Annotated in this window: 19 protein-coding genes, 1 rRNA gene and 1 pseudogene (1 of these 21 cut by a window edge); 10 read left to right on the top strand and 11 right to left on the bottom strand. The window is 37.5% G+C overall.

Features of this window, described 5'->3' with window-relative positions; all coding sequences use genetic code 11:
• The 5 genes from RBL01_RS02045 to RBL01_RS02025 all read right to left on the bottom strand — a co-directional run.
• Window positions 1–1,022 (bottom strand): 16S ribosomal RNA (locus RBL01_RS02045) (it extends 537 nt beyond the left edge of the window).
• Between the two features lie 671 nt (window positions 1,023–1,693).
• Window positions 1,694–2,050, bottom strand: a complete 357-nt coding sequence (locus tag RBL01_RS02040; RefSeq protein ID WP_002286247.1) for a Spx/MgsR family RNA polymerase-binding regulatory protein — start codon at window positions 2,048–2,050, stop codon at window positions 1,694–1,696.
• A 13-nt stretch (window positions 2,051–2,063) separates the two neighbouring features.
• Window positions 2,064–2,474, bottom strand: a complete 411-nt coding sequence (locus RBL01_RS02035) for a Spx/MgsR family RNA polymerase-binding regulatory protein (RefSeq protein ID WP_002286258.1) — start codon at window positions 2,472–2,474, stop codon at window positions 2,064–2,066.
• 84 nt (window positions 2,475–2,558) lie between these two features.
• Window positions 2,559–3,518, bottom strand: a complete 960-nt coding sequence (locus tag RBL01_RS02030; protein WP_410779629.1) for an IS30-like element IS6770 family transposase — start codon at window positions 3,516–3,518, stop codon at window positions 2,559–2,561.
• A gap of 370 nt (window positions 3,519–3,888) precedes the next feature.
• A complete protein-coding gene (locus RBL01_RS02025; protein WP_002327455.1) occupies window positions 3,889–6,075 on the bottom strand; it encodes an ATP-dependent helicase in 2,187 nt (728 codons plus the stop codon).
• A 217-nt stretch (window positions 6,076–6,292) separates the two neighbouring features.
• Here RBL01_RS02025 and RBL01_RS02020 point away from each other — a divergent pair, with 217 nt between their 5' ends.
• Window positions 6,293–6,976 carry a YoaK family protein gene (locus RBL01_RS02020; RefSeq protein ID WP_002286265.1) on the top strand — a complete coding sequence of 228 codons (684 nt, stop codon included), beginning with the start codon at window positions 6,293–6,295 and terminating at the stop codon, window positions 6,974–6,976.
• 80 nt (window positions 6,977–7,056) lie between these two features.
• Here the strand turns inward: RBL01_RS02020 and RBL01_RS02015 are convergent, their stop codons facing one another.
• Together RBL01_RS02015 and RBL01_RS02010 are read right to left on the bottom strand one after the other, a co-directional pair.
• The gene (locus RBL01_RS02015) at window positions 7,057–7,776 is read right to left on the bottom strand and encodes a deoxynucleoside kinase (protein WP_002321450.1); all 720 of its coding nucleotides are present in this window, start codon (window positions 7,774–7,776) and stop codon (window positions 7,057–7,059) included.
• A gap of 303 nt (window positions 7,777–8,079) precedes the next feature.
• The gene (locus tag RBL01_RS02010) at window positions 8,080–8,286 is read right to left on the bottom strand and encodes a hypothetical protein (RefSeq protein WP_002286271.1); all 207 of its coding nucleotides are present in this window, start codon (window positions 8,284–8,286) and stop codon (window positions 8,080–8,082) included.
• Between the two features lie 243 nt (window positions 8,287–8,529).
• Here RBL01_RS02010 and RBL01_RS02005 point away from each other — a divergent pair, with 243 nt between their 5' ends.
• From RBL01_RS02005 to RBL01_RS01995, 3 genes are all read left to right on the top strand, one after another.
• A complete protein-coding gene (locus RBL01_RS02005; protein ID WP_002296063.1) occupies window positions 8,530–9,132 on the top strand; it encodes an accessory gene regulator B family protein in 603 nt (200 codons plus the stop codon).
• 140 nt (window positions 9,133–9,272) lie between these two features.
• Entirely contained in the window at window positions 9,273–10,553 is a 1,281-nt protein-coding gene (locus RBL01_RS02000; RefSeq protein ID WP_002319561.1) for a sensor histidine kinase, read from the top strand.
• A 12-nt stretch (window positions 10,554–10,565) separates the two neighbouring features.
• Window positions 10,566–11,294 carry a LytR/AlgR family response regulator transcription factor gene (locus RBL01_RS01995; RefSeq protein WP_002286278.1) on the top strand — a complete coding sequence of 243 codons (729 nt, stop codon included), beginning with the start codon at window positions 10,566–10,568 and terminating at the stop codon, window positions 11,292–11,294.
• A 61-nt stretch (window positions 11,295–11,355) separates the two neighbouring features.
• On the opposite strand, the pseudogene RBL01_RS01990 reads toward RBL01_RS01995, so the two are convergent.
• Window positions 11,356–12,716 (bottom strand): annotated as a pseudogene (locus RBL01_RS01990) (metal ABC transporter solute-binding protein, Zn/Mn family); the annotation flags it as partial.
• Between the two features lie 158 nt (window positions 12,717–12,874).
• Between RBL01_RS01990 and RBL01_RS01985 the strand changes: the two are divergent.
• Complete coding sequence (locus RBL01_RS01985) at window positions 12,875–14,149, top strand: AI-2E family transporter (RefSeq protein ID WP_002319558.1); 1,275 nt, start codon at window positions 12,875–12,877, stop codon at window positions 14,147–14,149.
• Window positions 14,150–14,208: 59 nt separating this feature from the next.
• Here the strand turns inward: RBL01_RS01985 and treC are convergent, their stop codons facing one another.
• The 3 genes from treC to RBL01_RS01970 all read right to left on the bottom strand — a co-directional run bounded on the left by treC (window position 14,209) and on the right by RBL01_RS01970 (window position 19,591).
• The gene (gene treC / locus RBL01_RS01980) at window positions 14,209–15,837 is read right to left on the bottom strand and encodes an alpha,alpha-phosphotrehalase (protein WP_002319557.1); all 1,629 of its coding nucleotides are present in this window, start codon (window positions 15,835–15,837) and stop codon (window positions 14,209–14,211) included.
• Between the two features lie 331 nt (window positions 15,838–16,168).
• Complete coding sequence (locus tag RBL01_RS01975) at window positions 16,169–18,880, bottom strand: FtsX-like permease family protein (protein WP_002318534.1); 2,712 nt, start codon at window positions 18,878–18,880, stop codon at window positions 16,169–16,171.
• A gap of 9 nt (window positions 18,881–18,889) precedes the next feature.
• Window positions 18,890–19,591, bottom strand: a complete 702-nt coding sequence (locus RBL01_RS01970) for an ABC transporter ATP-binding protein (RefSeq protein ID WP_002296067.1) — start codon at window positions 19,589–19,591, stop codon at window positions 18,890–18,892.
• A gap of 184 nt (window positions 19,592–19,775) precedes the next feature.
• Between RBL01_RS01970 and RBL01_RS01965 the strand changes: the two genes are divergently transcribed.
• The 5 genes from RBL01_RS01965 (at window position 19,776) to RBL01_RS01945 (ending at window position 24,291) form a co-directional block, all read left to right on the top strand.
• Window positions 19,776–20,375: a cysteine hydrolase gene (locus tag RBL01_RS01965; protein WP_002318533.1), complete on the top strand. Its 600-nt coding sequence runs from the start codon at window positions 19,776–19,778 to the stop codon at window positions 20,373–20,375.
• An 80-nt stretch (window positions 20,376–20,455) separates the two neighbouring features.
• On the top strand, window positions 20,456–21,469 hold the full coding sequence (rbsR, locus tag RBL01_RS01960) for a ribose utilization transcriptional repressor RbsR (protein WP_002286293.1): 1,014 nt from the start codon (window positions 20,456–20,458) through the stop codon (window positions 21,467–21,469).
• 108 nt (window positions 21,470–21,577) lie between these two features.
• On the top strand, window positions 21,578–22,495 hold the full coding sequence (rbsK, locus tag RBL01_RS01955; RefSeq protein ID WP_002318532.1) for a ribokinase: 918 nt from the start codon (window positions 21,578–21,580) through the stop codon (window positions 22,493–22,495).
• A 27-nt stretch (window positions 22,496–22,522) separates the two neighbouring features.
• On the top strand, window positions 22,523–22,918 hold the full coding sequence (gene rbsD / locus RBL01_RS01950) for a D-ribose pyranase (RefSeq protein WP_002318531.1): 396 nt from the start codon (window positions 22,523–22,525) through the stop codon (window positions 22,916–22,918).
• On the top strand, window positions 22,918–24,291 hold the full coding sequence (locus RBL01_RS01945; RefSeq protein WP_307780905.1) for a PTS transporter subunit EIIC: 1,374 nt from the start codon (window positions 22,918–22,920) through the stop codon (window positions 24,289–24,291). The genes rbsD and RBL01_RS01945 overlap by 1 nt, the downstream gene beginning before the upstream one ends.
• Window positions 24,292–24,583: the final 292 nt, after the last annotated feature.

The raw sequence follows: 24,583 nt of genomic DNA, 5'->3' as shown, positions 1-24,583 counted from the left end.
TCAAAGGATGTCAAGACCTGGTAAGGTTCTTCGCGTTGCTTCGAATTAAACCACATGCTCCACCGCTTGTGCGGGCCCCCGTCAATTCCTTTGAGTTTCAACCTTGCGGTCGTACTCCCCAGGCGGAGTGCTTAATGCGTTAGCTGCAGCACTGAAGGGCGGAAACCCTCCAACACTTAGCACTCATCGTTTACGGCGTGGACTACCAGGGTATCTAATCCTGTTTGCTCCCCACGCTTTCGAGCCTCAGCGTCAGTTACAGACCAGAGAGCCGCCTTCGCCACTGGTGTTCCTCCATATATCTACGCATTTCACCGCTACACATGGAATTCCACTCTCCTCTTCTGCACTCAAGTCTCCCAGTTTCCAATGACCCTCCCCGGTTGAGCCGGGGCTTTCACATCAGACTTAAGAAACCGCCTGCGCTCGCTTTACGCCCAATAAATCCGGACAACGCTTGCCACCTACGTATTACCGCGGCTGCTGGCACGTAGTTAGCCGTGGCTTTCTGGTTAGATACCGTCAAGGGATGAACAGTTACTCTCATCCTTGTTCTTCTCTAACAACAGAGTTTTACGATCCGAAAACCTTCTTCACTCACGCGGCGTTGCTCGGTCAGACTTTCGTCCATTGCCGAAGATTCCCTACTGCTGCCTCCCGTAGGAGTTTGGGCCGTGTCTCAGTCCCAATGTGGCCGATCACCCTCTCAGGTCGGCTATGCATCGTGGCCTTGGTGAGCCGTTACCTCACCAACTAGCTAATGCACCGCGGGTCCATCCATCAGCGACACCCGAAAGCGCCTTTCAAATCAAAACCATGCGGTTTTGATTGTTATACGGTATTAGCACCTGTTTCCAAGTGTTATCCCCTTCTGATGGGCAGGTTACCCACGTGTTACTCACCCGTTCGCCACTCCTCTTTTTCCGGTGGAGCAAGCTCCGGTGGAAAAAGAAGCGTTCGACTTGCATGTATTAGGCACGCCGCCAGCGTTCGTCCTGAGCCAGGATCAAACTCTCATAAAAAGTTCGAACAATCTTGCGATTGTTAAGCTCAATTTGTTTGCTAGCATATTGCTTGCTTGTTAAAAATGTTTGTTGTCTTGAATTGAATCAAGACACCCTACACATTTGGTTTGTCTTACTTTGTTCAGTTTTCAAAGGTCTACTTCATCAGGAGTGTTTCCCGATTCGTTTTCGGCTGCCGTAGCAACTTTTATATCGTATCAGAGAGACAAGCGATTGTCAACTCTTTTTTAAAAGTTTTTTCGATTTCGTTTTTCGAAATCTTTCAGCAACTCATTTATCATAACTTATCGTTTGTTATTTGTCAAGAACTTTTTTGAAATTTTTTTCGATAGAATCAAGCTTCGCAAGTGGTCCTTTTTTAACGACTCAGTTATCTTATCATGTCATTTCTAACATGTCAACAACTATTTTATATGTTTTTTAAAATACTATTTTATTGCTTTGCTACTTAAAACAACAGAAATGAATATATCATGTAAATTTACACATGTCAATATATTTTTAACTCTATATCCCCACCTAGATTTGAATTTTGACCACATAAATTGAGCATGTCTCTATAGTAGAAAAATAAAGTCAAAAAAAGAACACATAACACGCTTGATGCTAAGTGTTCGACTGTTACAACTGTATGAAATGCTCAGTGACTTGATTAAAACAGTTAAAGTCTATTTATTTAAGATAAGCTGTTCCATCAACTGCTCATTGTATCCAATAAATAGAACTTCATCGATAATAATCAAAGGACGTCTGAGGAGGTTGGTATGTTGTGTGCATAAAAAAATCAGTTGTTTTTTTCCTACACAGGAAAGGTCAATCGCAATGTTGTGAAAAGCCTCAGACCAAGTCGCAAATAGCTGTTCTGCTTGCACTTCTTCAAAACTGCATAATTCTTCTGCTTCTTCTGTACTTAGATCGCGTTCTTCTAAGTCAACAAATTGATAAGGCAATTGATGGTGTTCTAACCATTGTTTCGCCTTCAGACTTGTTACACAGTGCGCTGATCCATAGACTTTCACTTCCACGAAGGCTCCCTCCCTATGAATTTAAGATGTTATTGTTTTGTAAATAGATCAGATTTCTGGCAACACATCGAATTTCACGAGGGACAAATGACCGGATCTCATCTTCATTAAATCCGATTAGTATTCTTTTTTCATCAATCAAAATAGGTCGTCTCAATAATGAAGGATATTCTTTGAATAAGACGATCATTTGCTTTAAAGTTAATTCGTTAAAATCTATGCCCAGCTTTTCGTAAATTTTCGACCGAGTGGAAATAATATCTTGAACTCCTCCTTCAGTCGCTGCCAAGATCTTTTTGATCTCACTTTCTGTTAACGGTTCGGCAAAAATATTCTTCTCTTCAAATTCAAGTTGATTCGCTTGCAACCATGCTCTTGCTTTTCTACAGGAAGTACAGCTAGGCGAAGTATATACTTTTATCATTTTCTCACTCCTTTTTAATTATAATCCAATTCTACAGTAATTTATTTTAAAATACCAATTATTGGCTAATAAAATTATGATTTGTCAAATTAAGCTAGAATAAAATGCTTCTTGTACATAGCTCAAAAATATTTCGATTGGTGTTCTGTAATTCAATGATTTTCTTGGAATATGATTACGTTGATTGCTGACACTGGAAATAAATGTCTGATTCACTTCTCTAAAATCCATTGATTTCGGCAGTCCATTACGACGCAGAATCCCGTTAGAATTCTCGTTTAATGGGCGTTGAGAAGGTGTTCCAGGGTCCGCAAAATATATATCAATATCATGTTGGTTACTAATGGCTTTCCAGTTAGAAAATTCTTTTCCACAGTCAAACGTAATAGATTTAAAGAAGTTTTTAGGGAAGCGAGAAAACCATTGATTAAGGGCAGTTTCAATATCTAATGCCTTACGGCCGTTGGGTTTAATCGTGATAATGACTTTAGATAACCTTTCAACTAAAGTAATGACGGCACTTTTATGATGAATGCCAACGATCGTATCACCTTCAAGGTGACCAAACTCAGAATTGAAATCAGGATAATTATCAGGTCGATCATGGATTGAGCGCTGATACTGTTGTTTTCCCCGTTTTTCCTGATGGCCATTGGGTTTTCTTTTACCTTTCATCGGTAGTGTGTCAATATCAAATATTCCTTTAGAAAATAAACGATAAAGTGTTCTCATACCGCATGAAACAGGCCTTTCTTTTCGCCCGATAATGACGTCAGGCGTCCAACCAAGAGTGACTTTCTCTTTAATGTAATCTACTTCATGAGCAGGTAATTGAATGACTTTTCTCCCACATTTTTTCTTATTTTCTTTATACTGGTGCCAATAATCAAGAGCAGTCTTGCCTTGCTTGAACTTATTGACTACATTATAAATAGTTTGTATAGCACGTCCCATTCGGTTAGCGATTTCAACCGGCTTATTATGTTGAAGATAATATGATTCTATCATTGTCAGTTCCTCTATGGTAAGATGTTTGTAGGTCATTTATGGTTACACTCCTTTGTTTTCTTTCGTCGGAAATACAATTTGAGTGTACCATAAATGCCTTTTTATTTTTCTAACTTAATTTTACAATTCGCGAATATAAAAAAAAATCAAAATAACTGATTATTTACGTTTGAATAATGAGAATTATTCTATATATTCTCTATTTTGATAATAGTATTCTCATTTTCAAAATAAATAAGGGAGGTGTGACAAAATTCTTGTCACACCTCCTTTTTCCGAATAAACTGTGTTCCAGAAATAGCTTCTTCGAAAATAAGCTGAAATTTCACAAAAATTTGAGAAGCAATTTTCGTACATTCCTTCTTCTTTCTTGAAACTGACCACTTCTGTCACACCCTCTCTTCTATCACTTTCCTTTTTTCACACGACTCCCGGTTTCTTTGATAAATCTCGATACTTTCAATTTTCTTGAATTTTTCATTTGAGGTACACATAGATACAGACGATTTCTTGCTCTAGTCATCGCAACATAAAATAGTCTTCGTTCTTCTTCTATCGTCGTCACTGGTTCTGCTTTTATTTCATTAAAGTCGATTACTTTCTTTTCTGTCGCTCCGTTATAAGGCAAACTTCCTTCGTTACAACCAATCAAAAAGACATTTCGGTAACTAAGACCTTTACTTTTGTGAATGCTCTGGATACATAGTGCATCAAGTTTTCCTTGTCTGTAAGCAATCAAGCGGGTTTTTAATTCTTTAGCTGTCGCTTGGGTTTCTTGCGATAAGGCTTGGAGTCTTCTGAAAGTAGCATGCTGCTTTACTTCTTCTCGTATCCATTCTTGATCACTCTGGTCGATTTCCTTAGCTATACGTGGCAGATGAAGATAGCTTTGAACAAGCGAATAGATTTCTTGATGCTGGTCTGTTTTACGCAACGCTTCCTCAAACTCTCGGATTTCTGCAGATTTCGATTTTAAATTGGGGCTTATCGACAAAATATAATCTGCAACGGCTATATTTTGATATTTAGGAGAAAAGTATTGATCGCATTCACTTTTTTTCAGGTAGCAGTCTGCCATCAGCTGCCGGAGCAATTGCTGGTAGGCCTGATTTTTCTTTTGCAGATTCAGTGCTGTTTGCCAATGAACAATTTTTTGATAGAAATGTTGGAAAGACTTGATACCAAAGATACCTTCATATGGACTATCTGCTTCCAGTACAAAAGGAATATTCGTTTTCAGCAGAGATTGGACAAGCTGCTGCGTTTGTGAAGCTGATCGGTATAATATGATTGATTCCTTATATTTCCCATTTTTTTGAATAAATGTCTGAATTTGTTTGATTAGCCACTGACTTTCTGCTTTAGTATCAGAAAACAAATAGGCTTCCATAACGCCTGCTTCTTTTTGTGCTGGAATCATCGCCTTTGGTATCCGATCATTTTTATTATAGCTGATCAATCTATTTGCTCCTTGGACAATAGCTGCCCGAGAACGATAATTAGTTAATAAGAAAAGAGTTTTGGTAGGATATTCTTTTTCAAAGTTCTTGATGTATGCTGGCTCTGATCCTCTGAATCCATAGATACTCTGATCATCATCTCCAACAACAATCAACTTGATCCTGTTTTCCTTTGTCATCCGTTTCACGATTTCCCATTGAAGTGGATTAGTATCTTGAAATTCATCAATGAATAGATAATCATATTTTTGGCCGATATAATGCTGGATTTCCTCATTCTCCAAAGCGCTTTTCAGATTTTGGAGTACATCATTGAACTCTAGCAATTTCTGGCTTCTTTTTTGTTCTTGGAGTTCCGTGAGCAATCCATACAGTCGTTCTGATATCGGCTGTCGTGCATTCTTATCAATGGAATCATATTTTTCTTTAACTAACTGAACCATTTCTTCTACTGAAAGGTTCATATTCTGCCAATAGTCTAACCGAGAAGCAATCGTTTTTTCTCCATATTGATCAAATATATAAAGATTATATTTACGTATCAGCTGTTGCAAAACAGCATTCACTTTTTGTGCAGTATCCTTTGAAAAGACTCCTTGTATTCCTTGCATTGCTACTTCAGGAAATTTTCGACAAATTTCATTGTATATCCTAAAAAAGATACTATGGAATGTTCCGATATGGACAGCGGTTTTTCTCTGGCTGAAATTATCTACTCGTTTTTTTAGTTCATTTGCAGCGTTCCTTGTAAAAGTGATCATTAGTATGCGTTCTTCGTCTACTTGTTTTTGCGTCATCAGATAAACAGCTTTTGCACAGATTGTTTGCGTTTTGCCGCTCCCAGCTCCTGCTATGATTCGAAGATGTTTCTTCATATCATATGTGATAGCTGCTTTTTGTTCTTGATTGAAGCGATTATAGGAACGTTTCTCCATCATTTTAAAGAAAGAGCTGTTTCCTTCACTTTCTTTTACTTGTACTTCTTCCTCAATAAGTCCGGGTGCTTCGCCATAAGCCGCTTCATAGGTAGCAATGATTTCTTCTTGTAGCCGAAAGACTTGTTGAAGCTTTTTATACTTGTTCTCCCAGCGTTTCAATTCTTTTTGTAATCGGAGAATTTCTTTTTCATTCAACTGATTAATTTCCTTCCCATCTTTCTTCTTTGAATTTGTTTATTTCAAGTTGGTTATTTAAAGTTTCGTTGTCTATTTTTTCTTTATACTAACAGACCTTTCTAAAAATGAAAATGGGAAGCGATATGATTTTAGTTTTCTGAAAATTTTTCCTTTTTTTCAATCGTTTATGCTAAGATAAGGAAGACAAAAATATTCATAAAAGGTGATGAAAAAAATGCAGACTTCCTTTCACGAGGGGCGTACAATAGGACTTTTGCTGACATTTATCGGAGGAGCCATGGACAGTTATACTTATATCCAATATGGTGCTTTTGCCTCTGCTCAAACTGGCAATATCATTCTATCGATCATCCAAGCATTTGACGGAGAATGGCTAAGTGTTGGTAAAAAAGTATTGTCTACCCTTTTCTTTTTCTTAGGGATTCTTCTAACAAAGTATCTAATTGATTATTTTAGAAAAAAAGAAAAACATTTCTGGCGCTTGTTTGTTCTATATTATGAAGCAGTGATTTTTTTCTTTGTTAGTTTGACACCCGTCCATGAGCATCCCGCATTAGTAACGATTTTGATTGCTTTTACTGCATCGATCCAGTGGGTAGCTTTTGATAAAATCAACGGGCGTGCCTACACTAATTTATTTACAACTGGAAATTTAAAAGGGGTAGCAACGAACTTATATGATTATTGTATTTCTAAAGAAAAAGCAGATTTTGATCGATTTTTCCACTATCTAAGTGTCGTTCTTGCCTTTATCGCAGGAGCTATTGTCCTTGTTTTCTGTCATCATCTGTTTGGCGCCCATTCGATTTTGATCGTTTCCATTTTATTTTTGATCATGGCCCTCACTCAGACATTTCATTTATGGCAATTTTATCATACGAATCGGTTCACTATTTGATCTCAATGAATCAAAAAAACTAAGCAAGATGCTGCTCACAGAGAAATATCTGCGAGTGAGCAATTTGCTTAGTTTTTATATTATTTAGTTGTAAAGATTCCCTTTGCTTTCGGGTTATTTGTAGTGTAGCGGATCGACTGGGCATCTGCCTCTTCTGTCATTTTCTTTGCCCGCATCTTGATTTCTTGTACGATTTGTTCTCCACATGCCGGATCGGCTACGAAATCATATTTGTCCCCATCGATCACTATTTTGGGACATATATCAAACTGTTCATACCACTCTTCGTATCGTCGATTGAGTTCTTTATAGTAGGAATAGAGTTCAGGATCTTGTTCTAGCTGTTCATATTCCCGGCCTCTTTTTTTGATTCTCGCTAACATAGTTTCAAAGGATACACGAATATAAACCAGTAGATCTGGTTTCTTTTGTGGCGAAATTTCTTCTAACTCCTTCAGCATCGTTTCTAAAAGACCTTCATACTGCTTTACTTCTACTTCAGAAACACGCCCTAAATCTGCATTCAAATGAAACAGCATACTATCTTCGTAGATGGAGCGGTCTAGTACGTTGTCATCATGGCTGAAAGCATCTTTGATTGCCAAAAAGCGTTTGTTCAAAAAGAAAATCTGTAATAAAAAAGTATACTTTTCTGGATTAGAATAAAATAGTGGCAATACTTCATTATCTTCCACGTTCTCATAAAAAGGTTTTGTTTCTAAATCTTGGGCAAGCATTTCAGTCAGTGTGCTTTTCCCTGCACCGATCGTTCCTGCAACAATGATCACAATTATCGGCATCCTTCCTGTAATAAAATCTGTTCTTCATTTTACTACTTCATTTATAGAAATAAAAGCCTTGACTTTATCTGCTCCTTAAAAGCTACTTCTCTAAAAGTAACTCCTATTCATGAAAATAAAGGCTGTGACAAAAGTCTTGTCGCAGCCCTTTTTTCAAATAAACAGTATTCTCCTGCCAACACCTCGGTCACAAGTGGCAATATTCATAAAACATGAAAAGCTGTTTTTTAACATTATTCCTTGTAACTCAGAGCTAAACGGGAGACTCACAACCTCTTTATGCTCTCAACATTTTATCTGTTTTTATTCTTCTATTGTACTTGATTTGCGTACAACTAACTGCCAGTGCAGATTATGAGCGGTATCATTGTCTTCTACTGCGCATTTCATGACACGTATCATCACACTATTTTCATAGATTTTTTCTATTTTTCCTTTTATTGGTGATTCAAATAAATCAGATTTAAATGCATATGTTTCGCCGACTTCAAACAATTGTTCATTTTCCATAAGAATCCCTCCATCACCTTTTATAAGGTCAGTAATTTTTTAACATAAATCACTCGAAAAAGCACAAACTTGTCATAAAAAGTACTTTTCGTATCAAAACTGTCACTTTTTTTGGTAAGGTTCTTGGAAAACGAAGATTTTTTTAGGAAATCATGACGGTTTTGATGTCAAAACCACTTTTTATGAAACAAAAGACGTTTTTTATTTTTTTAGCATAAAATTTGTGGTGGAGGTACGTATGAGATGAAAGATAAAGTTGTGAACAAATTATTAGAAGCCTTATTCAGCGGAGACAAATCGGAAGAAGATATGGTGTATGTCCAAGTAAAATTTGCCTTAGAAGTTTTATTGAATAATCTTGGAAAACTAGCGGTCGTTCTAGTCTTTTCTCTGGTGACAGGCTCATGGGCGGAAACAGGAATCACCTTTCTTTCTTATATCTGCATCCGCAGATATGCTTATGGATTGCATTCCGACTCTGAATTCGTTTGTCTGCTGTGGACACTACTTTATTTATGGGGCGTTCCCTTGGTGATGAAACATCTGCAATTGACTATCTCCTTCCCAATGATGGTCTTTTTGTTAATCAGCTGCTTTTTGTTACTGCTTCGCTATGGATCAAGAGGTACAGCAATCAATCCCATTGAACCCGAGAAACGTCCCCCATTATTAAAGAAGGCGATCAGCATGTTTCTAATTTTTTCTCTCATTACTTTATTTTTCTCAGCTTCTTACTTTTCTACCTATTTGCTACTTGGGATTGTTTTAGAAATAGCTACGTTGCTTCCTATTACAAACTACTTGATGAATTTTGGAGGAATCTTTCATGAAAAAAACAATCATTAAACAATTAACTAACTTATCTGACTTTTTTGTGTCTGGCTGCTGCTTTGGTATGAGTTCTGAATTCAAAATCCCTGAAAAATTAAAAAAATAATACGCTAATTGTGCTATAATTTGGTAAAAATCAATGGGAGCTGTACTTTATGTTTTTATGGTCCATAGCGTTGCAATATTTGATTTACACAATTTGTATCTTATTGATTGACCATCACATCCGATACAAATATCTGTTTGCGGGAGTCATTCTGATTTCTTGTATTTTGATTGGATGGGTCTATTCGATTTTAGGGATTTTTACTGCTCTAATTGCTATAGGAATGCTGATGCTTACTTTTTTCTTCTTTTCGACTTCGCGTCAACAATTGGTTTATGCGCTTCCTTTTGGGTTATTGACGTCGCTTTTAGGAGATCACTTAACAAGCATCGGCGATTTTTTTGTTTTGAAATCTTCGGTTATTGAACCAGGAGATTCATTGCAGTATTTTCACATTGCCTTATCCGCTTTTTTATCTGCTTTATTAGCTTTTTGTTTTAAAAAATCGTTAGAGACTTGGTTTCACACTGTGGACCGCCGTATGATCGGTACGATCGGGACATTGATATTATTTACATACTATATCATTATTTTTTATACCCGTTTTTCTGGTGAAACACCTGATGTCTTAGCTTTGAATACGAGTTTTTTCATTCTATATCTGTGTGTTGGCCTGATCATCTTGGTTTATTATTGGAAAATCTCTAATAAGAAATTAGCTGATCAGTTATTAGAGCAACAAGTCAGGATGCAACAGGATTATATCAAAGATCTAGAAAAAAACTATCAAGACTTGAGAGAATTCAAACATGATTACCAAAATCTGCTTTTTTCTCTTCACAGCTATATTTCAGAAGGCGACTTAGAAGGATTACGGTCTTATTATGATCAAACGATATTACCTACACGCCAGATGATGAACCTTTTTCCGGCCAATCTAAGTATGTTGGATAATATGAAAGTTCCTGAGATCCGTAGTTTACTGTCATTAAAACTCATGATGGCACAGGAAAAAGGGTTGATCGTCCAGCTTCATTTTCCTGAGCCAATCGAACTGGATACGAAACATACGGTAAACCTTGTACGTATGCTTGGTATTATCTTGGACAATGCGATTGAAGGAGCTAGTGCTGCAAAGAAGAAAAAAATCGAATTGACCATACTCAAGAAGAATCATTCCGTGATGATTCGTGTGATCAATACAACAACAAATACATTACCGTTAAACCAGTTGAAACAAAAAGGGTTCTCAACAAAAACAAATCCAAAAAACGAAGGCCTTGGCTTGTTTATCTTGGATGAATTGACAAAGACCAATCCTTATCTTTTCCTTGAAACATCAATTGAAAACCAGCGTTTTTCTCAAACGATTTATATACAAATAAAATAAAGGAGTAATGATATGATTCCCATTTATATTTGTGAAGACGATCCAAAACAATTAGAAGTTTTATCAACGGTGATCAAAAATAGAATCATGATTGAAAACTTAGACAGTTATGTCCATATTTCTACCTCTGATCCGGAAGAACTTCTCAATGCAGCCAAGATCAGAACTTCTTCTTTTGGTATTTACTTTTTAGATATCGAACTAGAAGACAGTGAAATGGATGGTGTAGCTATCGGTAAATTGATCCGTGAATTAGATCCTTTAGGAAAAATAATCTATGTGACTTCCCATACGGAAATGTCGATGAAAATCTTAAAAAGCAACATCGAACCGACTGATTATATCGTCAAAGAAGATCTTTATGATTTAAAAGAAAATGTCGAGCATATCCTGAGCAAAATTTTCGAAGATTTTCAAATGTCCCAAATCCAAAAAGATATCTTCAAAATAGAGTTTAATGATGAGATCAAATTTTTACCGATCAAAGACATCCAATATTTTTCTACTTCGCTAGGAGCGCCACATAAACTGGAAGTCCATTTGACTCATGCCCAATTACAATTCTATGAGAAGATCAAAGAAATCGAGAAAATGCATCGGAATTTTATCCGTTGTCATAAATCCTATGTTATCAATACACAAAATGTGCGGTCGATTAATAAAAAAACCAGAGAAGTCACGTTGGCAAACGGCGAGACCATCCCAGCCTCTATCCGTGGATTAAAGAAATTGATTTCATAAAAAGAACCGAATAGTTTGGACCGACTAAATGACCAGCCGATCCAAACCCTTCGGTTCTTTATTGAATATATCTAAAAGCGCCACTTTCCTTATCTTCTGCTTCGAATAGATACCTTACGCCACGGTTTCCTGCCTCGTAGGTCAAGATTTCTTTCCCTACATAACGATAATTTGAACGTTTCGTTGTTCCATCCTTAAACGTAAATGCCATCTCTTTCTCACTGATCTTGATTGAAGCAATATCTGTTTGATAGCCCTTCGTATAATATTCTTTATATTCTTGTGCTGTCTTATCCTGATTCAATTTTTCTTTATATTCAAAAACAGGATCAAAAGTCCCATATTCTACATACGTATCTACTGTTTGCCAAGTTCCTGCCCAATCTGAAAGAGAGCGATCTTGTACATCCTCGTCTTCAAATTAACCGTTGTAGACGCTCTTTTCTTTTTTGGGGGTCAAAGTATCTTCTAGCGGGTTTTCTGTCTCTGTCGTTTTTTCAACGCTTCGAGGTTTGCTTCCATGATAGAAAGATAGTTTTCTCCATTTTCTATTTGTTCATTCGTCAATCCTTCCAAAGGATTCAATACTTCTAAAGATACACCTGCTTCGTTTGCTAACGTTCTGGCAATACTATCTTTGGCGTTTTCTTCAAAATAAATATAGTTGATTCCATGTTCTTTAACAAAGTGTTTCAGTTCAGCAATTCTCGCCGCAGACGGTTCTTCACTAGAAGAAAGACCAGCAATCGATACTTGATTCAATCCATATTCTAACGCTAGATAGTTGAATGCAGCATGTTGCGTGACAAAAGATCTTTGTTTTGCTTGCTTAAAGGTTTCTTGATAAAGCTGATGGAGTGATTGAAGTTTCTCGGTATAGGCTGCTGCATTTTTTGTCCATACTTCCTGTTTTTCTGGGTAAGCTTCAATCAGCTGATCACGTATGTTTGCTACCTGCTTGATTGCTAAACTTGGAGCTAGCCATACATGTGGGTCTAGCTCATGTGTATGGCCTTCTTCCCCGTGTTCATGGTCATGATCATGTCCTTCTTCACTTCCCGGAAGTAAAAGCATACCTTCTGTCGCTTTTATCGTATGGACATTGCCTTCTTGTAATGTTTTTTGGATTGCGGGGACCCATGTTTCCATGTTTTCATCATTATAAACAAAGATATCTGTATCTTGGATCTTTGCCATGTCTTTAGCAGAAGGTTCATAATCGTGGGAATCAGTCCCTGCTGGAATCAATAACTCTACTTCTCCTTCATCCCCGACGATTGCTTTTGTAAAATCATACATGGGATAAAAGGTCGTCATCACGCTCAATTTTTCTTTACTGTCCTCGGCTTTCCCACTTGCCCCGCAAGCAGTTAACATACCTGCTAAAACCAGCATGGCCAATATACCTATCAATCGTTTCATTTATGACACTCCTCTTCTCATCTTCTTTCATTTGAATGTTCCGATTCGCTTTTCGCAAATCGTAATAGTTACGTTTTAGCAACAGGATTTAATTTATCATATGGTTAAAAGAACTGTCAAGCGTTTTCTTATTTTAATTGATGAGAAAGTTTATATGAATGATTGACGATATTTTTGCAATCAACCTCTATCATTTTCCTTTTATACCCGCTTTTGTCTATAATGAAGTTATAAATAAAGGAGGAAAAAGAGTGAAAAAAGAAACAGATACAACGAATCGTTTGATCCGCTTTTTAGGAGGAAAAACCTCTTACTATGTTTTAGGAATAGTTATCTTACTTGCGCTGATCATTTATTTTTTCCATCAGATCTCGTTTATATTCAAGCCTGTCGGAATCATTATCGCTACTATCTTGCCCCCATTATTGTTTGCACTGATCTTGTATTATCTTTTGGAACCAGTCATCAAACGTTTGAGCAAGCACCTTTCGAGGAACTTGTCAGTCATTATCGTTTATGTGATTATTTTATTTTTATTGGGGCTTGGAAGCGTATGGCTTGTTCCTTTTCTTAAAGAACAGGCAAAGACATTGATCAGTAGTTTGCCAGATTTGTTTCAAGATTTTCAAGAGAGTCTCCGACAATTTTTGGAGAAAACACCTTTTGCCGATTCATTTAATCAATTTTTCGCTTCTATTGACGACGTGACGTCTGATATAGCTGGATTTATTGGAAATTATTGGGAAAGTGGCGCACAACGGATCAGCAACATTTTTTCAACTGTTACAGCTATTTTTATTACTTTATTTACTGGTCCAATTGTCGCTTTTTTCCTTTTGAGAGATCCTCAAAAATTTTATCAGTCAGTTTTAGCGATTGTCCCACCAGCATTTCGTACAGATTTTAAAAATTTGACAAAGATTGCTAATCAACAATTGGGTTCATTTCTAAAGGGGCAAATCATTGCTTCATTTATCCTTGGAGCAGTCTACTGGGTTTGTTTCTTACTGATCGGATTAGAATTTGCTAGTGTTTTAGCTATTTCTGCTGGGTTGTTATGTATCATTCCATATATTGGGCCGTTTATCGCCTTCTTTCCAGGTTTGATCATTGCATTCCAAGACTCTACTTTTATGGCTGTCAAATTTGTCATTGTCTGGTTTGCCGTACAACTTCTCCACGGTGACTTGGTGATTCCTCGAGTAATGGGTGATCGTTTACAGATCCATCCGATTACGATCTTAATCGTTTTACTTGTCATGGGTGATCTAATGGGAATTGTGGGCGTTATTTTTGGTATTCCTATCTATACGTTAGTCAAATTACTCGTTACTTTTATTTTCCGTAAATTCAAACAACGCTACAATAAATTTTATGGCGATAAAGGAGAGTATGAAAACTCTTCATTTTCTGAAGAAGATTATTTTAAATAAAACACAAAACGTCGATCTTACGAGAATAGCTCGTAGGAACGACGTTTTGTGTTTTTGTTTTAATTTTTCAGCAAAGCAATTGCCTGGTATGGTTTTAGCTCCAGACTTTGATGAAGAACAGTATCGGAATAATTATCGATAAGAATATTGGCTTCTGTGAATCCTTCTGGGATGGCGATCCTTGTATCTTTATCATAGAAATTTGTTAATACAAGCAGCTGCTGTCCTTCAAATTGGCGAAGAAAGCCATAAACTTCCGGATGATTTGCTTCATAAGCATGATAATCTCCTTGTGCAACGATTGGATATGTTTTTCTCAGCCGAATCAATTGCTTGTAATAGGACAAAATAGAATCTTCAGAAGATAGTTCTTTTTCTACATTAATCTCTTCTAGCTTGCCTCCAACTTTTAACCAAGGTTTCCCTGTAGTAAATCCTGCTTGTTCTGTGTCTGACCATTGCATGGGTGTTCGAGAGTTATCGCGAGATTTTGCTTTGATCCGACGAAACGCTTCTTTTTCTGTGAATCCTTGTTCAAGGAGTAACTTATAAGCATTCAAACTTTCTACGTCAATATAGTCGGAAATCGATGAATAGTCTGGGTCGATCATGCCGATTTCTTCTCCCATATAAATATAGGGCGTCCCACGGTTCAAATGGATCATGGTTGCTAGCATCTCTGCTCCTTGTTTTCGATACTGATCGATAGCTACAAATCGATTGAGCGCACGTGGCTGATCATGATTATTAAAAAATAGAGCATTCCAGCCGTTACCCTCACTCATCTTTTCTCCCCATGTATGAAATAGTCGCTTTAATTCTGCAAAATCAAATGGAGGAGTAGACCATTTATTCCCATTTTCATAATCGACTTTCAAATGATGGAAATTAAAGACCATTGATAATTCTTCTCTACTAGGTTCTGTATACAAGATACAATTTTCGATCGTCGTAGAGCTCATTTCACCGACTGTGATGATAGTGGAATCCGTCCCAAACGTTGCTTGGTTCAATTCTTTTAGATACGTATGGGTGATTGGTTTGTCCGTATATTCAGGTTTGCCATCATTTTCTTTATTATTTTTCAATTGTTCGTCTTTACCGATAACATTGATAACATCGAAACGGAATCCTTTTACCCCTTTTTCCATCCAAAAACGAACAACTTTGAATAGTTCCTCTCTTACTGCTTGGTTCCGCCAGTTCAAGTCAGCTTGTGTCCGATCATATAAGTGCAAATAATATTTCCCCGTATCTCCAAATGGCGACCAAGCACTTCCACCAAATTTTGATACCCAATCCGTTGGCTCTTCTCTTAAAATGAAGAAGTCCTGATAATGCTGGTCCCCTGCTAGTGCTTTTTTGAACCATTCATGTTCTGTCGAAACGTGATTCAGCACCATATCGAGCATGATTTCTATCCGGTATTTCTTTGCTTCGGCTATTAGCTGTTCGAATTCCTCCATCGTACCAAAGATAGGATCGATGGCTGTGTAATCAGAGATATCATAACCGTTGTCTTTTTGAGGGCTTGGATAAATAGGGTTTAGCCAAATCATGTCGATGCCTAGATCATTCAGATACGGGAGTTTTTCTTTGATTCCTTTTAAATCTCCAATTCCATCACCATTGCTGTCTTTGTAAGATTTGGGATAGATTTGGTAAATGACTTTGTCTTTAAATGTCATGGATATTTACCTCCATTCAACTGATTTATTACCTACCACAACTTATATATACAAGTTATCATTTATTATTATAACTGAACCGAAAGCGTTTGTAAAATTTATCTTTATACATTCTAAGAGGTCTGTTGCCCAATAAAAAACAAGAGATCAGACATGTATTTGTCTATCCTCTTGTTTAAAATAGCAAAATATTCTTGTTTCTTCTATAAATGGTGTTCAAAAGCTTTTATCTACGGCAATCAGTCTTCTCAAATGTAAAACATGAGGAGCTAATTTTATTTGAGTATTCTTTTTGCTCGATGCAGGACAGCTGATTTCACAACCTCTGTTTTTATTCATTCGATTTCAACGCATCAATCATATCGATATGCTTTAATTTGAAATGGGTAACAATCATCACAATAACCGTAAATACGATAGTTAATCCTGCTGATAAGACATAAGCCCACCATGTGATCACTAATGGAAAGATGACATTCTCCATAGACGCTTGTTTCAAGATGAAGTCAGTCAATATATATCCTACACCAAATCCTCCGATGATTCCTAAAAGAGTAAAGATGATATTTTCTCGAACAATGTACATCGTGACTTCTTTATCAAAAAATCCAAGGACTTTTATTGTAGATAATTCGCGTACACGCTCGGAAATATTGATATTAGTTAGATTATACAAGACGATAAAAGCCAGCAGTCCTGATAATACGACAAAGATTAAGACAACCGAGTCTAAGTTCGCCATTGATTCTTCTTGCGTTTCGATTTGTTTGGACATGAAAGACGTATTTGTCACAGCGTCTGTGGCAAGCAGTTTCTCGGAAAGCATTTCTTCTTCTTTTGTTGTCATCTTATCTGTACGCAGCAAAAATGCATTATCCATCATCGATTGATCAGTAACTGAAGCATAATATTCAGGGGACATATAAATAAAGCTACCTAGATAGTTTTTCACGATTTCTTTTACTTCGACTTTCCATTCTTTTTGATCTTCATCATAAAGCGAAATATGATCTCCTGTAGATAAGTCAAATAGTTCTGCTGCTTTTTGCGTAATAGCGATTCCTGTTTTAGGCAAGGAGCGTGGGTTCTCTTCAAGATCAGTTAAATGGATAAAACGATCCAAATCAGCTGTTTTACTTGGTACGATCACTGTCAGACTTTGCGAAGCATGTCCTTTTTTTCTCAATTCTACGGTTTGAGTATGAATAGCTAGGATCTCATTTACTTTTTCTTGCTTCTGCAGCATATCCGCTGCTTTTTGACGACTATCTTCCGTGGATGAATCCAATGTAACGATTGCTTGATAGTCAATGATCGGTCCAAATTGTTTGGCTGAAACAGAACTTAGAGAATCTTTCAATCCCACGCCTGCAACCATCAGCCCGGCACATCCAGCAATTCCGATAATCGCCATAAGCATTCTTGACTTATATCGGAAGAGATTTCGGTAACTGATTTTTTGATTAAAGCTAAGGCGTGACCATAGCGGAGTGATGTATTCAAGAAAAATGCGTTTCCCTGGCTTCGGTGCTTTCGGTTGAAGCAATGCAGCAGGCCGTTCTCTTAAATCTTTGAATAAAACGATCATTGCAGCGCCAAATGCGGCAATGAAGAATGCGGCAGCTGCTTGTAAAATCGGCGGCCAGTCATAAAAAATAAGCGCACTCCCAATATCATACCGCTCGTTAGACAGCTCAAAAATGATCCTTGGCAAAAGATTCGTTCCTAATATCGTTCCTAAAACAATGCCTATCCCTGAGGCTAGACTTGCATAGATTGCATATTTTTTTGCGATTTCAACTTTCGTATAACCTAACGCCTTTAATGTCCCGATTTCCCTGCGGTTTTCTTCTACCATACGTGTCATTGTCGTAAAGGTGATCAATGCGGCAATAAAGAAAAAGAAAACAGGAAAAACATTGGCAATCGCAGCGATACGATCAGACAGATCACCAAATTCTTGAAAACCGACATTTTCTGAACGTTCATTGTATAGGTATGATGGTTTAGTTAAATTTTCAATTTTTTCTGCATTTCGATTCAATTCTTCCTCTGCAGAGGCCAGTTCACGTTCTTTCTCAACTAATTGCCTTTCTTGTTCAGCAAGTTGAGCTTCTTGTTGAGATAATGTTTGAACAGCGATTGTTCGTTGCGCTTCAGGAAGCTGCTGGATAGTTGCTGACTGTTGCGCTAACTGTTTTTTAGCATCTTCTAACCGTGTTCTTGCTTGCGTTGTTTGTGCTTTGCCATCTGCTATTTTTTGCTGTGCCGGTTCTAATTCTTCGTTGGCCGATTTTTTCAGCTCTTCTAAGCGTTCTTCAGGGCGATCTTGTAAATACTTTTCTACCTTTTCTTGATTTTGCTCCATTTTATCTTTGTAAGCTTTGCTGTACGTATTCAAATTCTTTACGTTTGTAAAATCAAGATATAAGACAGAATAAATATCTGTTTTAAAAACGGATTCAGGTAAATAGACAAAATAATCGACGCTACCATTTCCGACGTTCGCGTATCCTCTCTCCAAATTGTTGATGAACAATGGAGAACGGACAAAGCCCGTGATGGTATACTCTTTTTCTTTCAATTCATCTGAATCAATCTGATAAATATCACCGATTTTATACCCTTCATCTTCCGCTTTTTCATCCAATACAAGCTGGTTTGGTTTTTCCGGGAGTTTTCCATCAGTTAATTGTAGCTTGTTCTGCTTGTTATTTTTGTTATAAGAAAATATTTGAATCACTTCGTTTTTGCCAGTATTGGAATAATAGATCTGTTTTCCTGTTTCTACTTTTGCATCTGGGATCTTTTCTGCTTGAGCAATATCTTTTTGTGTCAAGCCACCAGTAGAAACGATTTGCAAATCAGAAAGTCCTGCTGTACCAACATAGTGATCCATCGTTTTTTGCATGACAGGTCCAGCAGTTTTGACACCTACAAATAAAAGTGTTCCTAGCATGACAATAAGGATGATTGCAATGAATCGTCCTTTAGATTGCCGAATTTCGCGAAAACCTGCTTTAAGATATGTTCTTGTTTTCATAAAATCCCCCTACCATACAATCTCATCAATGGATGAAGGATGATCATTTAATTCAACAGACCTTACTTTAGCATCATTAATGTGAATGACTCTATCAGCGATGGGCGCTAAAGCAGAATTATGTGTAATGATCAAAACGGTATTGCCGTGTTGTCTGCTAGCGTTTTGCAATAATTTCAATACTTGCTTGCCCGTTTCAAAATCCAGCGCGCCTGTCGGTTCATCACATAAAAGAAGTTTGGGATTTTTAGCTAGTGCACGAGCAATTGAAACCCTCTGCTGTTCGCCTCCTGATAATTGGGACGGAAAGTTATTCAATCGATGAGCTAGGCCCACTTGCCTCAATACCTCTACAGGATCAAGCGCATCAGGAGAAACTTCCGTTGCCAATTCCACATTTTCTTTTGCTGTTAGATTAGGAACGAGATTGTAGAATTGGAAAACGAACCCTACATCTGTTCGTCGGTAAGCAGTAAGCTGTTTATCTGAAAATTGCGCAATATCTGTGTCATCAATAATGATCTGACCTTCATCAGGTGTATCCATCCCACCTAAAATATTAAGAATCGTTGACTTTCCTGCTCCACTTGGACCAAGTATAATCACTAATTCGCCTTTTTCAATTGAAAAAGAAATATCGTCATTTGCTGTAATGGTCGTTTCTCCCATTTTGTATCGTTTGTATTCATTTTTTACTTCGACATACTTCACTCTGATTCCTCCATTTTCACGATATTTCTCGCTATATCTATGCATCGAATGCGTTTTCTCACACTTATTTATTTTACCACTGAATTTCTCTAGACTAAAGAAAGGAATCCTTTATTTAGTTGACAAATAAACGATTTATGATTTACTTACATAAAAAACATTGTTATTTGAAAGAAGGAACATCATGAATGATTTAAAGGAAAATATGATTTTTGATTTATCAAAAACTGCTTTTGTCGCGATCGACATGCAAAAAGGGATCGTAAATAACGGTACACTCTCTCCACACACTGCAGCATCTATTCTGACAAACAATGATTTGTTAGTAAGAACATTGAAACGTACCGCTGCCTTGAAAGTTTTAGTGAACGTAGACATCTCCACTTTCCCTTATTTGAGTCAACAAACTGATATGGGTGGAATGACTGCTTCTGTACCTCCAGAATTCACTGACTTGTTGTTGAAGGATTCCTTGAAAGATACAGATAATATGTTGACTATCACAAAATACAATCCAAGTGCCTTTTTTGGTACTTCTCTTGATCTTCAACTTCGCCGGCGTGGAATCGAAACTATCATTTTAAGCGGTGTAGCGACAACAAACGGTGTATATGCTACTGCATTAGATGCCTTTCAACATGGGTATCATGTCGTACTTGCTGAAGATGCTTGCAGTGATCGTGACAAAGAATCTCATCAATTGTTCATAAAAAAGATATTTCCGAAAACTGTACGAGTACGCTCAACGAAACAAATAATCGAAGCTATCCAACAAAGCAAATAAGTACTGGCACACGTGATTTTCATTTACTTCTTTTTGATTTCATGGGAAAATAACCACAGGATTTAGATAGGAGTATGAACATGGTGAAAAAAAAGATCACAATCAAAGAAGTCGCTAAACTTTCCGGCGTTTCAATCACAACTGTCTCCTTGATATTAAATGGAAATACGGAGAAATTCAGTCCGAAAACTGTTCAGAAAGTTTTAGCTGCCAAAGAAGAATTAGGCTATCAGCCTGACTATTTTGCTAGACAAATGATTACCAAGGAAACGAAAACAATTGGTGTACTCGTTCCTGATATCACGAATCCATTCTTCAGTACACTGATGCGAGGAATTGAGGATATCTTGTATAAGCAGAATTTCGTCACGATATTATGTAATGCTGATTCTGATCATCAAAAAGAAATCGAATATCTAGCCGAGCTCACACGTCGAGGTGTGGATGGATTCATTATCGCGACTTCTGCTGTCTCTACAGATGCAATCAACGAAAATTTGAAAAAACAAGGCCGGCCCTTCATTGTTTTGGATCAGAAAAAATCTGAAGGATTTAGTGATGCCGTACGAACAGACGATTTTCGCGGTGGTTACCTAGCGGGCATGCACTTGCTTAGTCTAGGACATCAAACGATCGCCCTTGTCTATCCTGAAAATCCACCGGAAAATGTCCACGCTCGGATTGAGGGGTTTAAATCTGCTCTTGATGTTTACCAAATCCCTCACGACCAACTGATCCTCTTACCTACACAGTTCTCAAAACAAGGTGGCTACCAGATCACAGCAGAACTTCTTGATTCTGCTGCAACTGGTGTGTTTGCTTTAAATGATGAATTAGCTTTTGGATTATATCGCGGATTAGAGGAAGCTGGAAAAAGCATCCCTGAAGACTACAGCATTATTGGCTATGATAATATAGATATGTGCGAGTATATCAAGCCGAAACTGACAACGATCGCACAACCAATCTTCGAATTGGGACAAACATCTGCCAAGTTATTGTTAGATCGGATCCAATTCCCAGAAAAAGAATGGGAAGAAAAAAGATTACCTGTACGATTAGAAAAAAGATTTTCAACTGCACCCTTGAAATAGCTTTCAAGGTGTGCTATATTTTTATCGAGCTATTAAAACGTTTTACTAAAACGTTTTAAAAAATAATTTTTCCCATCAAAATAAATGAGATAGTTGGAGGTTTGTAAAATGAACACGGTTACAGTAATTGGAAGTATTAATATGGACACTACCCTTCGTTTAACCAACATGCCCAAGCCAGGCGAAACGATGCATGCGCATGAGATTTTTCACGCTGGCGGAGGTAAAGGCGCCAACCAAGCAGTGGCAGCCAAACGTTCAGGCGCACGGACATCTTTTATTGGAGGCGTTGGGGCTGACAGCGAAGGACAACAGTTATTAGATCTACTGACAAAAGAAAACATCGATACATCTGGGATAGCTGAAATCCAAGGCGCCACAACCGGACAAGCAATGATTATGGTAGACGCAGCAGGAGAAAATAGTATCTTGATCCATGCAGGGGCAAATAATGCTTTCCATGAACAAGAAGTCCTAAAAAACAAGCAACTGATTACAAACAGTGACTTTATTATTGCTCAGTTTGAAAGTAGCTTAGATGCGACGATCCTAGCTTTTTCTATTGCAAAAGACGCAGGAAAAACAACGATCCTGAATCCTGCACCAGCTCGTGAAACGATCCCTACTGAACTACTTGAAAAGACAGATATCATTATACCAAATGAAACAGAAACAGAAATCATTACAGGAATCAGAGTGACAGATCATAACAGTTTGGTCGCAGCAGCCGAAAAACTCCATGAATTAGGTATTGGAACAGTAATCATTACACTAGGCAGTGCCGGCGCTTTCTATCATACAGAAAAAGAACACGGTATCATCCCTGCTTTTAAAGTGGATGCCGTTGACACAACAGCCGCAGGTGATACATTTATTGGCGCATTAAGCAGCACACTTCAGCCAGACCTTAGTAACTTGAAAGAAGCGATCCTTTATGGAAATCTAGCCTCTTCTGTTGCTGTGCAGTCTTATGGTGCGCAACCTTCTATCCCTTACCGCGAAGCTTTAGAACAATCAGCAGTCTAAAATTAACAATGAGAGGAAGAAACAAACATGAAAAAAGGAAAAGTAATCAATTCAGATATTTCACGAGTAATCGCACAAATGGGGCACTTTGATAAATTAAGTATCGGGGATGCAGGCATGCCTGTCCCCTTTGGTACTGAAAAAATAGATTTGGCTGTCTCAAACGGTCTTCCAAGCTTTTTATCTGTTTTAGAAAACGTTTTAGAAGAACTCGAGGTACAATCGATTGAATTGGCGGAAGAAATAAAGACAATGAACCCGGAAATATTGGAAAAAATCAAATTATTGTTACCAGATACACCGATTAGCTTTATCCCACATGAAGAAATGAAAAAAGAGTTGAATAACTGTCATGCATTTATTCGTACAGGCGAAATGACATCTTACGCCAATATTATATTAGTGAGTGGAGTGGTCTTCTAATGGAAACGACAATGAATCCTGAACAGATGGTACTGTCCGAGCAGATTCATATGCTGATTGAACAGTTGGGAGGAAAAGACAATATTGATTCTGTCCTTCCATGTGCGACTCGGCTTCGTATCAAATTGAAAAAACAGCCAGTAGCCAATGCAGAAAAATTAAAACAGCAAATCCCTTCCATTAAGTATTTCATTTTACTCGATAGATATGCAGAAATAATCATGGATCAGGGATTGGCTCCTGCTTACAAGGAATTGACGCGTCAAATCGATCATTCAGCTCCGAAAGAAAAGCTAAATCCGATCGAAAAACTATTTGGTTTGATATCGGAAATCTTTACGCCGATCATTCCGCTGTTTGCCGGTTCTGGTATATTAAAAGGTCTGGTTGTTTTAGCGACTACGATTGGCTGGCTTAGTGAAACAAGCGGAACTTATCATATTTTGTCTGCTGCGTCGAATGCCGTCTTTTATTTTCTGCCAATCTTTCTTGCTTTTTCTGCTGCCAAAACGTTTAAAGTGAATGGATATATTGCGGCTGTCATTGCTGCAGCACTGATTGAACCGAATCTGACCTCTTCACTTTCAGACAGTGGCAAAGCAGCTACTGATTTTCTGGGGATTCCTGTAGTACTGATGCAGTATACGTCTACTGTCATGCCGGCGATTTTAGGTATTTTCTTTTATTCTTTTGTTGAAAAATTCCTCAAAAAATATATTCGCGAAAATATGCAATTAGTATTTGTACCTTTACTTTCATTAGTTATCACGGTTCCTTTGACGTTAATGGTATTCGGGCCTGCGGGTGTTTACCTTGGCGAAGGTTTAGCTGCCGCAATTACTTGGATGATGGATATTAACGGACCGATCAGTGGCGCAATCATCGCTGGTGGTTGGAATATTTTGGTAATATTTGGTATCCAATGGGCTGTAAACCCTGTCATGATCAGTAATATCTCTGCTTATGGGTTCGACCGAATCGTTCCGTTGACAGGAGCAGCCAATTTTGGAATGGCTGGTGCAGCTTTAGGTGTATTTCTGCGAAGTAAACGTTCAAAAACCCGTTCGATCTCCGGTTCTGCTTTTGTTTCGATTTTACTTGCGGGAGTGACCGAACCAACTGTTTACGGAATTGCGATCCCATTGAAAAAACCATTTGTTGCTGCTTGCATTGGTGCAGCTGTTGGTGGAGCTGTAATGGGATTTGCCCAAGTGAAAGCGATCGCTTTTGTATTTGGTAGTCTGACCACATTGCCTGCATTCATTTCCGGTACTTTTTTCTGGTACTTAGCAGGACTGGCTGTTAGTCTAGTCGTAGCAATGATCACTACTCTTGTTAGCGAGTTTGATGAAGACCTAATGTCTTATGAATAGTTAATGAAAAAGACTGAAGTATGAGATGTTTATCACATATTTCAGTCTTTTTCTTTTTAGGATCATTATTTTTATAAATTTTTGTGATACTTTCCAAACTTTGGTATAATTTACATATGCATAACCATTTTTATCCCCAAACAAAGGTGGTCTATGCAATAAAATGAACGTCAAAGAAAAACGAATGAATGCTCGTTGCTTATTTACAAATTGTTTTATTTAGAATACACAGACAGATTTATGAAAAGAAAAAGCTTTTCGACACGATTATCTGTTCCAAAAAATGTCTAAT

This window comes from Enterococcus sp. SB12, from assembly GCF_030910025.2.
GTDB classification, from domain to species: Bacteria; Bacillota; Bacilli; order Lactobacillales; family Enterococcaceae; genus Enterococcus_B; species Enterococcus_B faecium.
The sequence above is the reverse complement of the archived record's forward strand: the minus strand, read 5'-3'. Positions and strand labels throughout refer to the sequence as shown.

Coding starts and splice junctions, on each gene's coding strand:
- RBL01_RS02035 (WP_002286258.1), bottom strand. CDS start 2,474: ATGATAAAAGTATATACTTCGCCTAGCTGTACTTCCTGTAGAAAAGCA.
- RBL01_RS02030 (WP_410779629.1), bottom strand. CDS start 3,518: ATGACCTACAAACATCTTACCATAGAGGAACTGACAATGATAGAATCA.
- RBL01_RS02020 (WP_002286265.1), top strand. CDS start 6,293: ATGCAGACTTCCTTTCACGAGGGGCGTACAATAGGACTTTTGCTGACA.
- RBL01_RS02015 (WP_002321450.1), bottom strand. CDS start 7,776: ATGCCGATAATTGTGATCATTGTTGCAGGAACGATCGGTGCAGGGAAA.
- RBL01_RS02010 (WP_002286271.1), bottom strand. CDS start 8,286: ATGGAAAATGAACAATTGTTTGAAGTCGGCGAAACATATGCATTTAAA.
- RBL01_RS02005 (WP_002296063.1), top strand. CDS start 8,530: ATGAAAGATAAAGTTGTGAACAAATTATTAGAAGCCTTATTCAGCGGA.
- RBL01_RS02000 (WP_002319561.1), top strand. CDS start 9,273: ATGTTTTTATGGTCCATAGCGTTGCAATATTTGATTTACACAATTTGT.
- RBL01_RS01995 (WP_002286278.1), top strand. CDS start 10,566: ATGATTCCCATTTATATTTGTGAAGACGATCCAAAACAATTAGAAGTT.
- RBL01_RS01985 (WP_002319558.1), top strand. CDS start 12,875: ATGATTGACGATATTTTTGCAATCAACCTCTATCATTTTCCTTTTATA.
- treC (WP_002319557.1), bottom strand. CDS start 15,837: ATGACATTTAAAGACAAAGTCATTTACCAAATCTATCCCAAATCTTAC.
- RBL01_RS01975 (WP_002318534.1), bottom strand. CDS start 18,880: ATGAAAACAAGAACATATCTTAAAGCAGGTTTTCGCGAAATTCGGCAA.
- RBL01_RS01965 (WP_002318533.1), top strand. CDS start 19,776: ATGAATGATTTAAAGGAAAATATGATTTTTGATTTATCAAAAACTGCT.
- rbsR (WP_002286293.1), top strand. CDS start 20,456: ATGGTGAAAAAAAAGATCACAATCAAAGAAGTCGCTAAACTTTCCGGC.
- rbsK (WP_002318532.1), top strand. CDS start 21,578: ATGAACACGGTTACAGTAATTGGAAGTATTAATATGGACACTACCCTT.
- rbsD (WP_002318531.1), top strand. CDS start 22,523: ATGAAAAAAGGAAAAGTAATCAATTCAGATATTTCACGAGTAATCGCA.
- RBL01_RS01945 (WP_307780905.1), top strand. CDS start 22,918: ATGGAAACGACAATGAATCCTGAACAGATGGTACTGTCCGAGCAGATT.